Annotated in this window: 12 protein-coding genes and 1 pseudogene; 10 read left to right on the top strand and 3 right to left on the bottom strand. The window is 26.0% G+C overall.

The window, feature by feature from the left end; genetic code table 11:
* Positions 1 to 178 precede the first annotated feature (178 nt).
* From HMPREF0216_RS12525 to HMPREF0216_RS12510, 4 genes are read left to right on the top strand one after another with little or no spacing between them, the layout of a single operon-like run.
* Complete coding sequence (locus HMPREF0216_RS12525; protein WP_040419878.1) at positions 179 to 1,000, top strand: GDSL-type esterase/lipase family protein; 822 nt, start codon at positions 179 to 181, stop codon at positions 998 to 1,000.
* 21 nt (positions 1,001 to 1,021) lie between these two features.
* The gene (locus HMPREF0216_RS12520) at positions 1,022 to 1,522 is read left to right on the top strand and encodes a DUF4358 domain-containing protein (protein WP_005214813.1); all 501 of its coding nucleotides are present in this window, start codon (positions 1,022 to 1,024) and stop codon (positions 1,520 to 1,522) included.
* Positions 1,523 to 1,544: 22 nt separating this feature from the next.
* Positions 1,545 to 2,951 carry an MBOAT family O-acyltransferase gene (locus HMPREF0216_RS12515; protein WP_040419876.1) on the top strand — a complete coding sequence of 469 codons (1,407 nt, stop codon included), beginning with the start codon at positions 1,545 to 1,547 and terminating at the stop codon, positions 2,949 to 2,951.
* Between the two features lie 17 nt (positions 2,952 to 2,968).
* Entirely contained in the window at positions 2,969 to 4,162 is a 1,194-nt protein-coding gene (locus tag HMPREF0216_RS12510; RefSeq protein ID WP_005214810.1) for a DHHW family protein, read from the top strand.
* A 106-nt stretch (positions 4,163 to 4,268) separates the two neighbouring features.
* Here the strand turns inward: HMPREF0216_RS12510 and trpS are convergent, their stop codons facing one another.
* The 3 genes from trpS to HMPREF0216_RS12495 form a co-directional block, all read right to left on the bottom strand.
* Positions 4,269 to 5,267, bottom strand: coding sequence for a tryptophan--tRNA ligase (gene trpS / locus HMPREF0216_RS12505; RefSeq protein ID WP_040419884.1), 999 nt, complete (start codon positions 5,265 to 5,267; stop codon positions 4,269 to 4,271).
* 474 nt (positions 5,268 to 5,741) lie between these two features.
* The gene (locus tag HMPREF0216_RS12500) at positions 5,742 to 5,906 is read right to left on the bottom strand and encodes a zinc-ribbon domain-containing protein (RefSeq protein WP_005214807.1); all 165 of its coding nucleotides are present in this window, start codon (positions 5,904 to 5,906) and stop codon (positions 5,742 to 5,744) included.
* Positions 5,907 to 6,124: 218 nt separating this feature from the next.
* The gene (locus HMPREF0216_RS12495; protein WP_005214805.1) at positions 6,125 to 7,195 is read right to left on the bottom strand and encodes an endospore germination permease; all 1,071 of its coding nucleotides are present in this window, start codon (positions 7,193 to 7,195) and stop codon (positions 6,125 to 6,127) included.
* Positions 7,196 to 7,300: 105 nt separating this feature from the next.
* Here HMPREF0216_RS12495 and HMPREF0216_RS12490 point away from each other — a divergent pair, with 105 nt between their 5' ends.
* The 6 genes and pseudogenes from HMPREF0216_RS12490 to HMPREF0216_RS12465 all read left to right on the top strand — a co-directional run bounded on the left by HMPREF0216_RS12490 (position 7,301) and on the right by HMPREF0216_RS12465 (position 14,314).
* Positions 7,301 to 8,710, top strand: a complete 1,410-nt coding sequence (locus tag HMPREF0216_RS12490) for a spore germination protein (protein WP_005214803.1) — start codon at positions 7,301 to 7,303, stop codon at positions 8,708 to 8,710.
* Positions 8,710 to 9,837, top strand: coding sequence for a Ger(x)C family spore germination protein (locus HMPREF0216_RS12485; RefSeq protein WP_005214800.1), 1,128 nt, complete (start codon positions 8,710 to 8,712; stop codon positions 9,835 to 9,837). Before HMPREF0216_RS12490 ends, HMPREF0216_RS12485 begins: the two co-directional genes overlap by 1 nt.
* Before the next feature lie 277 nt (positions 9,838 to 10,114).
* The gene (locus tag HMPREF0216_RS12480; protein WP_005214795.1) at positions 10,115 to 11,260 is read left to right on the top strand and encodes an AlbA family DNA-binding domain-containing protein; all 1,146 of its coding nucleotides are present in this window, start codon (positions 10,115 to 10,117) and stop codon (positions 11,258 to 11,260) included.
* Positions 11,261 to 11,481: 221 nt separating this feature from the next.
* Complete coding sequence (locus tag HMPREF0216_RS12475) at positions 11,482 to 11,895, top strand: hypothetical protein (protein ID WP_005214793.1); 414 nt, start codon at positions 11,482 to 11,484, stop codon at positions 11,893 to 11,895.
* 186 nt (positions 11,896 to 12,081) lie between these two features.
* Positions 12,082 to 13,303, top strand: a pseudogene (gene tyrS, locus HMPREF0216_RS12470) (tyrosine--tRNA ligase).
* Positions 13,304 to 13,462: 159 nt separating this feature from the next.
* Complete coding sequence (locus HMPREF0216_RS12465; RefSeq protein WP_005214786.1) at positions 13,463 to 14,314, top strand: BglG family transcription antiterminator; 852 nt, start codon at positions 13,463 to 13,465, stop codon at positions 14,312 to 14,314.
* The last annotated feature ends 5 nt before the right edge of the window (positions 14,315 to 14,319 follow it).

Below are 14,319 nucleotides of genomic sequence, written 5' to 3'. Positions count from 1 at the left end.
ATAAAAAAACAGCCAATAGGCTGTTTTTTTATATAAAATAATTTTATTTTATATAATATTAGTACTATATAGATTAGAGAATTTAATTTATATTAATATTGTAATATTTTCGTAATAAATTGAAAAAATATATAAGTTATAATAAAACGTATTAGTAATAAGTATGAGGAATGAGAACATGAAAAGAAAGATATTAAATACAGTTACTTTAATAGTAGCTTTTTATGTGATGTTTACTTTTATTTTTGGAATGCTAAATAGGGGTAAAAGAGATAAGAACACTTCAGGAAAGGAATATTTAGTAAAATTAGAGAGTAAATCTTTAAGTGAAGTTCAGGATAAAATAGACCAATATATTAATTCAGAAAAGGTTATTCATAATGGTAATAACAATAATGATAGTGAAACAATAAAAAATGATGAGGATAATAATACAAATTTAGAGAATGACAATATCAATAATGCTAAGTATTATGAAGATACTGTGTTTATGGGAGATTCAATAGTTGAGGCATTGTCTGAATTTGAAATTGTAGATAGTTATAATGTAATTTCGCACAAAGGAGATACTGTAATAAAAGCGCAGGAAAGTATAGAAAAATTACAGAATATTACTCCTAAAAATATAGTTTTATTATATGGAATGAATGATGTTATTGAGTTTGATAATTCATCAGGAAAAGATTCAAATACTTTTAAGGAAGATTATATTATGCTAATAAATGGGATAAAAGCAGTATTGCCAAATAGTAATATTTATTTAATATCACCACTTCCAGTTATGGATTCAGCAGTAAGTGTAAATTATAGGTTAACAAATGAAAATTTAAATGAATTTAGAGAAAAGGTTAAGGAGGTAGCTGTAGAAACAGGTAGCACTTATATAGATGCAACAAGTATAGTAGAGGGAAAAGATTATTTACATGAACAAGATGGAATTCATTTTAAATATGATTTTTATATAAGTTTGTTAGATTATCTTAGAAGTTATATACAATAATCCCTGTTAAAGAAAATTATTATGAGGAATAAAGCATATATAAATAAGAAAAAATATAAAAAGTATTATTTAATAGAAATAGCAATTATTATGATTATATTTATAGGTTTATATCCTATATTAAGAGTTAAAACTGCTGATATGGATGCAATTAGAAATGATTTAGATAAATATTACACAAATCAAGATTTAGTTGAAGTTGGAGATAAAAAAAGATTAAGTAATTTATATTATATTAATGAAAATGAGGTTGAAGATTTTGTTTCTTACACACCTAGAACTAATATGGATGTAGAAGAGGTATTAGTTTTAAAGGTTAATGAAAATAAAAATGTATCTGAAATAAAGGAAAAAATAAATAAAAGACTGCAAAAGCAAGGTGAGAGCTTTAAAAACTATAGACCAGAAAAGTATAAGGTTATTGAAGATGCTATATTAGAACAAGAAGGACAGTATTTGATTTTTATTGTATCTGAGAATTCTTCAGCTGTTAAGAAGATTATTAAGAGGAATTTTAAATAATACATAATTGGAGTGAGTTACGTTGGTTTTTAGTAGTTTAATCTTTATATTTATTTTTTTGCCTATAGTTTTAGTAGCTTATTATGTTTCGCCTAAGAAGCTAAGAAATACTATTATACTTTTAGCAAGTTTAGTGTTTTATGCTTGGGGAGAGCCAGTTTATATAGTACTTATTATAGTATCTATATTTATAAATTATTGTGGGGCATTATTAATTAGAAAATATAGAAGGGATAAGGAAAAGTGTAAATTTACATTTGTAACAATTTTACTTATAGATTTAAGTATACTCTTTTTCTTTAAATACTATGGTTTTGTAATAGAAGGAATAGGTAGTATTTGGGGATTAAGATTAGAAGTTAAAAATATTTCATTACCTTTAGGAATATCATTTTATACATTCCAACAAGTATCATATATAGTTGATATTTATATGCAAAAAATGAATCCTCAAAGAAACTTAATAGATTTTGCAGCTTATATTACAATGTTTCCACAGCTTATTGCAGGACCAATTGTTAAATATAATGATATATATAAACAATTGAAGAATAGAAAAGAAACATTATATGATTTTGGACAAGGAGTACAAAGATTTATTATTGGATTAGGCAAAAAAGTAATACTATCAAATAATATAGGAATGATATGGGCTCAAGTAAAAGAAATACCTTTAGATAATGTATCTGTTGTTTTATCTTGGATTGGAATAATTTCTTTTACTCTTCAAATTTATTTTGATTTTAGTGGATATTCAGATATGGCAATAGGTCTTGCTAAAATGTTTGGATTTTCCTTCTTAGAAAATTTTGATTATCCATATGTCTCTAAAAGTATAACTGAATTTTGGAGAAGGTGGCATATGTCTTTAGGTGGGTGGTTTAGGGAATACCTATATATACCACTAGGAGGAAATAAAAGAGGAACACTTATTCAAGTTAGAAATCTATTTATTGTTTGGTTTGCTACTGGATTATGGCATGGAGCTAGTACTAATTTTATAATTTGGGGATTATATTTTGGAGTTATATTATTTATAGAAAAAATATTTTTAAAGGATTTATTAAAAAAGGTACCATCTATATTTGCACATATTTATACACTATTAATTGTAATAATAGGTTGGGTAATTTTTGATATGAATACTTTATCAGGAATAGTTAAATATATTGAAATAATGTTTGGAGCTAGTGATAACATATTTATTGATAACATGGCAAAATACATATTAAGTACTAATTTTATTATGCTTGCATTAGGGATAATATGTAGTACAAGGCTGGTGAAGAATATCATTGATAATATTAAATCAACTTTAAGAAAAAAAGACATATTTTTTATAGTTACAATGAATTTATTAATTTTAATAATTTCTATAGCCTATTTAGTAGGAGAGAGCTATAATCCTTTCTTATATTTTAGATTTTAAAAAAGGAAGATGATTTTATGGAAAATCAAAAGCAGTATTATAAAGATTATAAAAGACGAGTAAAAATAAAAAGAACAAAAACATATAATAAAGATTTAAATATAATTATGGCACTAGTTTTTATAACATTCATAGCAGTAGTAATAGTTTTTAATGTTTTTAAAAAAGATAAAACTTTTTCTGAAGAAGAGAATAGAATGTTAGCAACAATGCCGGAATTTACAATGAAGAAATTTTTAAGTGGTGAATTTATTGAAGAATATACAGATTATGTAGAAGATAACTTCGCAGGGAGGAAAGGATTTATTAACATTAAATCTAACTTAGAAAAATTAGAAGGAAAAAAAGAAAGTAACTCAGTTTATATTGGAAAAGATGGACAGTTACTTGAAAAATTTAAAGAAGGAACTAGTGAAGAAACTACTAGAAAAATAGGTGCTATAAATTCATTTTATGAAAGGCACAGCAATTTAAATATAAGTTTTATGCTAGTTCCTACAGCAACTAAGGTTTTAGAAGATAAATTACCTAAATATGCACCAAATGATGATGAATTAACTTATATAGATAAAGTATTTTCAGGATTAAATGATAATATTGTTAAAATTAATCCATATGAGGCTTTGCATGAAAATAAGGATGAATATATATACTATAAGACAGATCATCACTGGACAAGCAAAGGCGCATATATTGCATATAAGGTGATGTGTGAAAAATTAGGATTAACACCTAAATCTATAGAAGACTTTGATGTAATTAATGTTACTGATTCGTTCTATGGAAGTTTAAGCTCGAAGATAGGGACAAAAGGCAAAAATGTAGATAGTATTGATGTATATGTTCCAAAAGATTCAGATATTATTGTAAATTATGTAGAGGAGCAAAAGAAAAGCACAAGTCTTTTTAATAGTGAGGCATTAGATAAAAAAGATAAATATGAAGTATTTACTGGAGGAAATCATCCATTTATAAATATTAAAACATTAGGAGATCCGAATAAAAAGTTGCTTATAATTAAGGATTCATATGCTAATTGCTTTTTACCATTTTTAACATCACATTATGGAGAGATTGATGTTGTTGATTTAAGATATTTTTATGATGATTTAGATAAGTTAATTAAAAATAAAGAAATAACAGACGTATTATTTTTATATAATTCTAATACTTTCAATAGTGATGATTCTATCTTAAATATTGGAAGCTAGTTGGTTTATATTTATGATTAAAAATCAACATTGGAAAGAAAAAGGGATTATTAAAACTTTAGAAATTTCATTTCTATGTTTAATAATCCTTTTTTTATTATATAAATTATCTTGGTATTAAACCAATTTTCTTTTGCATTTTTCTAAGATTTTTAGTTGCAGCATAGTTTGCTTTTTCAGCACCTTGTTTGTAAATTGCTTCTAAAGCTTTTTTATCTTTAAGTAAAGAATTAACTTTTTCTTGAATAGGAGCTAATTCTTCAACTATAGCCTCAGCAACGTCTTTCTTTAAATCAACATAGCCTTTACCTTTATATAATTCAACAACCTCTTCTTTACTATAACCTTTAATTGAAATAAGGATATCAAGTAAATTTTTAACTCCAGGTTGCTCATCAGTATAGTTTACAACACCAATGCTATCAGTAACAGCTCTAGATATTTTCTTTCTAATAACATCTGGTGGATCCATAATTAAGATAAAGCTATTTGGATTATCATCTGATTTTGACATTTTCTTAGTTGGATCTTGTAGACTCATAACTCTAGCACCTACTGGTGGAATATATGGATCTGGCACCTTAAACGTTGGGCTATAAACATTGTTGAATCTATTAGATAAATCTCTAGCTAACTCTAAATGTTGTTTTTGGTCACTTCCAACTGGAACCAAATCAGTATTGTATAATAATATATCTGCAGCCATAAGTACAGGATAAGCAAATAGACCAGCAGGTATAGAATCACCATGCTTTTGAGATTTATCTTTAAATTGAGTCATTCTTGAAAGCTCACCCATGTAAGTATTACAAGTTAAAAGCCATGAAGCTTCTGAATGTGCAGGCACATGAGATTGTATAAATAAAGTATTTTTATCTGGATTAATTCCACAAGCTAAATAAATAGCTAAAACTTCTAAAGTTCTCTTTCTTAAATCTGCTGGAACTTGCTTAACTGTTATAGCATGTAAATCAACTACACAGAAAAAGCAATCGTATTCATCTTGTAATTTAACCCAATTTTTTAACGCACCTAAATAGTTACCTAAAGTTAAGTTCCCAGATGGTTGTATACCACTAAAAATAACTTTCTTATTTTCTGTTATGTTATCCAAAGATAGCACCCCTTTTCTTTCATATAAATCTTTTGACGGACATGTTTTAACCTATTGAATTATAGGTTTTTATAATTTTATTTAACTAAACTTAGAATTTTTAGATAAGTAAAATTTAATTCTATAAAATTAAAAATTCAAGTTTAAAATAAGTCTAATATTTTAATTATATTGTTATAAAATTTTCATGTCAATTATAGTTATATTATATACTTTATAGCATAATAAATGCAAATTTAAGGCTATAAAAGAAAGATAGTGTAAAATTACTTATATTTATTATAAAAAAATAATATTTTAAGTACATAAGAATCCAAGAGTTTTTATTTAATAGAAAGTATGTAAGAAATATATAATTTTAGATTCAAAGAGAATTAAAATATAATAGTATATTAAAAAATAGGACGTATATATTAATAAAAGCTCTAGCAAATGCTAGAGCTTTATTGTTAGTTAAAAAAAGAGTTACTTTCTTTCTCTATTCATCTTTTGAGCTTTTCTTGCTCTTCTGCAGTCAGGACATCTTACTGGATCATTTTCGAATCCCTTTTCTTTGTAGAATTCTTGTTCTCCTACAGTGAAAGTAAATTCCTTTCCACAATCCTTACATACGATAATCTTATCTTCCATTTTATATACCCTCCTTAAAATCCATAGGGGTAATCTTGATAACTTACAATTTAAACCCACTAAGGACAAGGGGTATTTAATGATATTATCATAGAACTTCCTAATGATTTTTATTACACTATTATTATAGCATAATTTGGTAAAAGTGCAACCAATATACCAAGTTAAAATTTGTTAAAAATATACTGATTTAAAAATAAATAAATATAAAGTATAGTTTATTTTTTCTTAAATTTAAAATTAAAAGCTATAAATGCAATGAGAGGAATTAATATAAACAATACTAAATTAACGTATTGATAATATTTTAATATATTAAATAAAACATAATTATTTCCTGCTAAAAGAGTAGAAATTATAAAAACTAATATAGTATAAATTGCTATAAAATATTTACGGTTTTTGATGAATTTTTCAAAAATTAAATAAACTCCATAAGCACATAAAATATATTTAACAAAGAAACCAACTACTGTTTGATATAAGAAAAATAGTTCACCAAATTCTAAGAAGCCAGCTATTTGGACTCTTTGACTTTGAGGAAATTCAGGATAAAAAATATTAGCAGCTCTAAGTGGACCAAAAGTAGATATAATTCCTAAGATAACATATGTACATACGAAACCAATAATTAATAAAGCTATTAAACTATGTTTTTTTATTTTATCATCTTTAGTTAAATATTTTAAATAAGGTAAGGCTATAACAAAAGCTGACAATGAACCTAAGATTAATAAGCCTGTATTTAAAAGTTCAGAAGCAACGTTTCCGGAAAATACAGGAAGCACATATTTTACGTCTTTATATGTTTCAACAATAATATCTAATAAAACAGTATTAGCTAATAAAGAAAATACTGAAATTATTATAAAAATCAAAAGGGTTTTAAAGTTTTTTCCAAGTAAAATTACAGAAGGTATAAGGAAGAAAATAATTATATACCAAGCAGGTGTTTTAAGGAAAAAACATGTTTTAACAACATTAGCTTCTACAGTAGTAGCTTCAATAGAAGCTAAAAATAACCCAAGAGCAAATAAGAATAAAAATAAATTACCTATATATTTAGATAATCCAGATGTAAATATTTCATTTATATCATAGGTTTTTCTTGAACTCATAACATAGATTAAATATATTGCAAAAGCTAAAAAAACAAAAAATGTAATTAGTGTGTAAACCCATGTATCCCTACCCCCAAGTTTTATAAACAAAGAAGGGTATGTTTTAAATGAAATACAAGTAACACCTAATATAAAAAGAATAAAGTGTTTAGCTGATAACTTATTCATTTTTCCACCTCCAATTATCTTAGTTTAAAACTAAGTCTATTTTATTATTCTCAAAAAAATGAATATTAAACATTATGTGAGGAATAATATCTTTAGGTGATGTGAATGGAGAATTTAAAATATATAAAAGAAAAATTAGAAAATTGTTTTGATGTAAAATATAGAGAGATTAATACTATTTTAGGAGAAGGAACCTTAGTATTTATAGATGATTTATGTAATAGTCAATGGCTTATGGAATATATGATTTTGCCATTAAGAGGTTTTGGAGAATTAAAAAATAGTAATATATCAACTCCACAAGATTTAATACAAAAAGTTTTAGATATGAGTGCAACTGGAATGGCTAAGGATGCAGATGATGCTATTACTCATGTATTAAACGGAGATGCAGTATTAGTACTAAAGGATTTTAATGAAATTATTTTTTGTGAAATTAAGAACTTTCCAAGAAGAGGTATAGGAATACCAGAAACAGAGGCTGTACTTAAAGGACCTAGGGAAGGTTTTAATGAACTTATAGTTGATAATGTTGCACTTATAAGAAGACGTGTTAAAAATCCGGATTTAAAGTTTGAAGCATTAATAGTAGGTGAAGAATCACAAACTTCAGTAGCAATTGTTTATATAAAAAATGTTGCACCAGAGGAACTTATTAATAGAGTAAAAGATACAATTAAAAATTTAGATTTAAGATTTATACTAGATTCAAACTATATAGAAGTAAATTTAAAACATCAACATTCATTTTTTGATACAGTAGGGTATACAGAAAAACCAGATGAGGTTGCAGCAAAAATATTAGAAGGAAGAATAGGAATAATTGTAGATGGAACACCATTTGTAATAACAGCTCCGTATTTCTTCTTGGAAAACTTTCAAATGCCTGATGATTATTATATAAATAGGCATTGTACAAATTTTTATAGAATTTTAAGATGGATAGCATTTTTTATGGCTACATTTTTACCAGGATTTTATGTGGCTGTTATTACATATCATTTTTCAATGATACCGAGTTTATTTATATTTAGGATGGCAGTAGCAAGAGCAGGAGTACCTTTCCCGACATTTATAGAAGTAATTGTAATGATGATTGCATTTCAATTAATAAAAGAAGCTGGTTTAAGGTTGCCTCATCCAATTGGAGGTGCTATGAGTATTGTTTCAGCACTTATATTAGGAGATGCTGCTGTTGGAGCTGGTATTGCATCAAGAGTAACAATAATAGTAGTTGCAGTAAGTACATTAAGTTATTTTTTAATACCTAAAATATATGGTGCATTATCTTTTTGGTCAATAGTAATAATGCTATTTTCAGCTTTGCTTGGAATACCAGGATTTTTAGCAGGAGCACTTATTTTTATAATTCAACTTTGTGAATTAGAATCAGTGGGATATGCATTTTTATTTCCAATTGGAAGTACTAGTGAATATAGATTTAGAGATGTTTTCTTTAGAGGAAAATTAGATAGAATATCTAAGAGGATAATAGGTACTGGAGGTAAAAATTAATGAAGAAGCGTATAGTGAAAGTTATTACAAGTACTATAATTATAATGCTTATTCCATTAATTTTTAGTGGATGTTTTAACTATAATGATATAAATAAAGTAACATTTTCAACAAGTATCATTTTTGATGTAGATGATTTAAATCAATGCGTAATATATTTAGATTGTGTAAAACCATATAGAAGTGCAAATGATAGTTCAGACAAAGGTAGACGTATAATTTATAAGGGAACAGGGAAGACAGCTTTAGAAGCTTTAAATTCAATAAACTCTGTTTCAAGTTATAAATTAAATTATAGTCAAACTAGAGCTTATATATTTACGGAAAAGGCTGCAAGAAATGGGATAAAGAAATTCCTAGATTTAATAAACAATAATAGTGAATTTCAAATGAAGCCAAGTGCATTTGTTTATTATGGAGATATAGATGATTTATTAGAGACAGTGTCTACTGATGAAGAGTATTTAGGATTATTTTTAAATGATTTAGTAGGAAAAGATAAATACAATGAAAAAGCAGTTAAATCTAATATAAATTATTATTTAAGTAATATATTGATGGGAAGTAATACTGCTCTATTGACATCAATAGATTTAAAAGAAGATGCTTTAGATAAAAAGGTTGAAATAAGTGGAGCATCAATATTTAAGGATAATAAACTAGTTGAACAAATAGATGACAAAGATAGTTTAATGTATAATTTATTAATGGGAACTACAAAGGCAGGAACTCTAGATATAGCTAATCCACAAAGTAAAGAAAATTTTGTTACTTTAGAAATTTTAGATGGTGGAATAAGTGATGTTTTAAAATATGATAATAAAAAATTTAAGCTGATAAAAAATATTAATTTAGAAGTTTCTATTAGCGAAATTCAAGGAAAGTTAACTGTTGATAGTTCAGCATTAGATTATATTAAAGTTAATGAAGAAGCATATATTAATGGATATACTCAATATATTTTTGAAAAATATAAGAAAAAGGATTTAGATATATTTGATATTAAGCGAATGGTAGAAATGTATTATCCTGATTTAGATGAAGATGACCCTTTAGCTAATACCGATATAGAAGTTCACACAAATATAATTATAAAAGGAACAGGAACTACAAAAGATAGTATATAAATCCTAGCGAAAAATATTGGAAGTAATCATTTGAGATTTATTGAAAAGGATTATTTGTAAGAGTATAATAAATAAATTTAAATATGAATTAGTTCAAATAGTAAAGAACAAAGAAAGAATTATTAATACAATTACTCTTTCTTTGTTCTTTTTTTTAACTATTTCAAATATAAATATATTACTAACAAAAGAAAGTTATGAATTGGATAGTTTATGTATATTAACAGTTTATTGATGGATGAATAGTATATATTAAAGAGAGTATAAAGGGATATAAATGAATAAGAAAAAGCTATTATCGTTAATACAACAAAGAGAAGGTATTAAGTTAGATTTTAAGCTTAAACTAGATATTTCTTCTGAATCTGGTAAGAAAGAACTTGCAAAGGATGTATGTGCTATAGCAAATTCAAGAGGGGGAAGAGGGTATTTAGTAATTGGTATAGAAGATAAGACTAAAAGAGTAATTGGGATTAATAAGCTAAAATCATTAGATGAAGAAAAAATACAGCAAGTAGTAAGTTCAAGGTGTGAGCCACCCATACCTATAACAGTAGAGGTTATAGAAGTTGAGGGTAAACAAGTTGGAGTAATCACAATTTATGATGGAGGTCAAAAACCTTATCAAATAAAAGAAACAGGATCCTTTTATATTAGAAGAGGGTCAATTACAGATACAATGAGAAAGGCTGAACTAGTAGCCGCTTTTGAAGAAAACTTACTATTAACCGTTGAAACATGCCCAATAATAAAAAGTACAGTTGATTTTTTAAATATGGACTTAATAAGCAAATATTTTAAAAACAAAGGAATATATATAAATAAAGAGAATGAAAAATTTTTATTAGAGAGTGCAGGAATAACTTATTTAGATAAAAAAAGTAAGAAATATAGGTGTACATTTGGAGGTTTATTAGTTTTTTCAGATCACAATAGTATATGTATACCGCATAATGCTATTAAGATTATTGATAAAAGAAATATAAACTCTAGCAAAGTTATGGTTATTAATGGAAATCTTTTATATATGATAGATAAAGTAAAAAAAGAAATGTATACGTTATTATCTAAGGAATATCCAATTTATGCAGTGATGGAAGCTGTAAAAAATGCAGTTATGTATAGGGAGTACTCTAGAGCTGATAAAGTTATAGAGATTATACTTACTAAAAAGTCAATAATAATAATAAGTCCAGGACAATTAATAAGTAAGGGGAGCTATAATTCAAATAGTGGATATAATAAGAGAAATATGTGGATATATGATAAATTAATATCTTTAGATGATAAAAATAGATTTAGTAATGATGGTAGTGGAATAGAAAGAATAAAGAAAGCATTTAAAGGAAAGGGAAAGGTTAAATTGATAAATTCAACAATAGAGGATTGCTTTAAAGTTATTTTGCCTATTAACTTTGAATAATAAAATTTAAATAGCGAATAATAACTTTAAAGAAAAGTTAATAAATATTGTGATTTAAATCAAGCTAGATTGTTAATAATAAATTTATATAGTTAATAGAATTGATATTAAAAAATCTATTTAGTGAAGCGACAAATTTTAAATTTTGGTTAGTTGAACTTACACCTTCTATTAAAAGGAGATGTTTCATATAAAAATATTATAAAAAAGGAGTGGTTCCAATGATTCAAGTTTTTTGTGCAAGAAGAGGTTCTGGAAAGACAAAAAGGTTAATAGAATTAGCCAACCACCAACAACTAGATGCCAAAGGTGATGCTGTTTATATTGATGATGATTCAAGACCAATGTTACAACTATCTAGAGGAATAAGGTTTGTTGATACTAATGAATATAATGTTGAAGATTGTCAAAGCTTTTATGGAATGTTATGTGGAATAATATCATCTAATTATGATATTGAAAATATATATATAGATGGATTATTCAATATAGTTAAATGTACAATGAAAGAATCTACTGATTTATTTAGAAGGATAGCTGGATTAACTGATAGATTTGGCATCAATATTTATATAAATGTTAATGTTGATACTAGTGAAGAAGTACCAGAATGTATTAGAGAATACGTAGCATAATTTTGAAAATAATTAAATTTAAATAGAGTAAAAAGAGGTTTGTGTATTAAATAATACTTTTAAAACATAAACCTCTTTTTTATAGTCAATATTTGTTGTTTTGAGTAAGGTTTAGCTTAAATTTTCTTGATAAAAGAACGTAATAACTATATACTAAATATATGAATTTTTATAGGAGGTAAGAATATGGCTAACGTTTTAGACGAGTTATTAGATCGTGGATATATAAAGCAATTTACGCATGAAGCAGAAACAAGAGAATTGCTAGAAAAGGAGAAAATAACTTTTTATATAGGCTTTGACCCAACAGCAGATAGTTTACATGTAGGTCACTTTATAGCAATGATGTTTATGGCTCATATGCAAAAAGCTGGACATAGACCAATAGCTTTACTTGGTGGTGGAACTGCAATGGTTGGAGATCCATCAGGAAAAACTGATATGAGAGCTATGCTTACAAAGGAGCAAATTGAACATAACGTTTCTTGTATAAAGAAGCAAATGGAAAGATTTATAGATTTTTCTGATGATAAAGCTATATTAGTAAACAATGCAGATTGGTTACTAAACTTAAATTATGTTGATTTCTTAAGAGAGGTTGGAGTTCATTGTCTCAGTAAATAGAATGCTTTCAGCAGAATGCTTTAAACAAAGATTAGAAAAGGGATTATCTTTCTTAGAATTTAACTATATGTTAATGCAAGGATATGATTTCTATGTATTAAATCAGAAGTACAACTGTAAGATGGAATTAGGTGGAGATGATCAATGGTCAAATATGATTGCTGGTGTTGAACTTGTTAGAAGAAAAGCACAAGGGCAAGCTATGGCAATGACATGTACACTTTTAACTAATAGCCAAGGTCAAAAAATGGGTAAAACTGTTGGTGGAGCTTTATGGCTTGATCCAGAAAAAACATCACCATTTGATTTCTTCCAATATTGGAGAAATGTAGATGATGCAGATGTTGAAAAATGTTTAGCACTATTAACATTCTTACCAATGGATGAAGTAAGAAGACTTGGATCTTTAGAAGGTGCAGAAATTAATAAAGCTAAGACTATATTAGCTTATGAAATAACTAAGCTTGTTCATGGAGAAGAAGAAGCTAATAAGGCTAAATCAGCTGCAGAAGCTTTATTTGCTGGCGGGGTTGATATGAGCAATGTACCTACAGTTACAATTTCTAAGGAAAGATTAGGTGCAACTATTTTAGATATTATGGCAGAAAATAAAATTGTTCCATCAAAAGCTGAAGGAAGAAGATTAATACAACAAGGTGGATTGTCTTTAAATGGAGAAAAGGTTACAGAAGTAACTAGAACTCTTAATGAAGAAGATATTGTTGATGGAGCTGCTTTAATAAAAAGAGGTAAGAAAAATTACAATAAAATTGTAGTTGAATAGAAATTATTAAAAAATATCAGATAATATAATGTTATTATTATCTGATATTTTTATAATCTAAATAAATAATAATAAACTATTTGTAAATGTTGACAGGTGAGATTTAATTGAATATACTGTAAAAAAAGAGAAGGTTTTTAAATTTTGAGGGGGAAAAAAATGTTAGTAACTAATGATTTAATAATTGTAAAGTCTATTAATAATAATGTTCTATTAGTTAGAGATAACGGTGTAGAAAAAATATTATTTGAAAAAGGGATAGGCTTTGGCAAGAAGTTTGGAGATGTAATAGTAACTGGAACAGAAGTAAGTAAAATATTTGTAATATCAGATGATAGAAATAAAAAGAATTTCAATGAAATCGTTAGTACTGTGGATAATAAATTAATTGGTATATTTGAAGAAGCTTTAAGTGAAATTCAGGATGAATTAGGAGAAGAGTTAAATGAGAGTATACATATTGGATTAATAGAGCATTTAGCTTTTTCAGTTAAAAGGCTAAAAAATGATCAAGAAATATTAAACCCTTTTTTAAATGAAGTAGAAACTTTATATTCTAAGGAGTTTGAGTTAGCATTAAAATTAGCTAGAAAGATAGAAGAAGAAATAGATATTAAGATACCAGATGGTGAAGTTGCATTTATAGCTATTCATATTCATTCAGCTAGAAATAATGGAAAATTAGCTAATACAATAAAATATGCCTATTTAAGTAATACAATAATAGAGTATGTTGAAGATCAATTAGGAATTGAAATAGATAGACAATCCCTAGATTATACTAGATTTCTAATTCATATTAGATTTGCTATTGAAAGAGTAATAAATAATAATAAAATTCAAAATGATTTAAAAGATATAATAAAAGAAAAGTATAGTTTATCCTATAAAATATCAAAGGATATTGCTAAAATTATAAGTGAAACTTTAGAGTGTGAAGTATGTGAAAATGAAGTAGCATATATAACTATGCACATTGAAAGATTTAGAATATCTTTAGTATATAACTAAAAACA

It is taken from the genome of Clostridium celatum DSM 1785 (assembly GCF_000320405.1).
Taxonomy (GTDB): Bacteria; Bacillota; Clostridia; order Clostridiales; family Clostridiaceae; genus Clostridium; species Clostridium celatum.
The sequence above is the reverse complement of the archived record's forward strand: the minus strand, read 5'-3'. Positions and strand labels throughout refer to the sequence as shown.

Excerpts from the sequence above, each read along its gene's own strand:
- HMPREF0216_RS12525 (WP_040419878.1), top strand. The coding sequence starts at position 179 with ATGAAAAGAAAGATATTAAATACAGTTACTTTAATAGTAGCTTTTTAT.
- HMPREF0216_RS12520 (WP_005214813.1), top strand. The coding sequence starts at position 1,022 with ATGAGGAATAAAGCATATATAAATAAGAAAAAATATAAAAAGTATTAT.
- HMPREF0216_RS12510 (WP_005214810.1), top strand. The coding sequence starts at position 2,969 with ATGGAAAATCAAAAGCAGTATTATAAAGATTATAAAAGACGAGTAAAA.
- HMPREF0216_RS12500 (WP_005214807.1), bottom strand. The coding sequence starts at position 5,906 with ATGGAAGATAAGATTATCGTATGTAAGGATTGTGGAAAGGAATTTACT.
- HMPREF0216_RS12495 (WP_005214805.1), bottom strand. The coding sequence starts at position 7,195 with ATGAATAAGTTATCAGCTAAACACTTTATTCTTTTTATATTAGGTGTT.
- HMPREF0216_RS12490 (WP_005214803.1), top strand. The coding sequence starts at position 7,301 with ATGGAGAATTTAAAATATATAAAAGAAAAATTAGAAAATTGTTTTGAT.
- HMPREF0216_RS12485 (WP_005214800.1), top strand. The coding sequence starts at position 8,710 with ATGAAGAAGCGTATAGTGAAAGTTATTACAAGTACTATAATTATAATG.
- HMPREF0216_RS12480 (WP_005214795.1), top strand. The coding sequence starts at position 10,115 with ATGAATAAGAAAAAGCTATTATCGTTAATACAACAAAGAGAAGGTATT.
- HMPREF0216_RS12475 (WP_005214793.1), top strand. The coding sequence starts at position 11,482 with ATGATTCAAGTTTTTTGTGCAAGAAGAGGTTCTGGAAAGACAAAAAGG.
- HMPREF0216_RS12465 (WP_005214786.1), top strand. The coding sequence starts at position 13,463 with ATGTTAGTAACTAATGATTTAATAATTGTAAAGTCTATTAATAATAAT.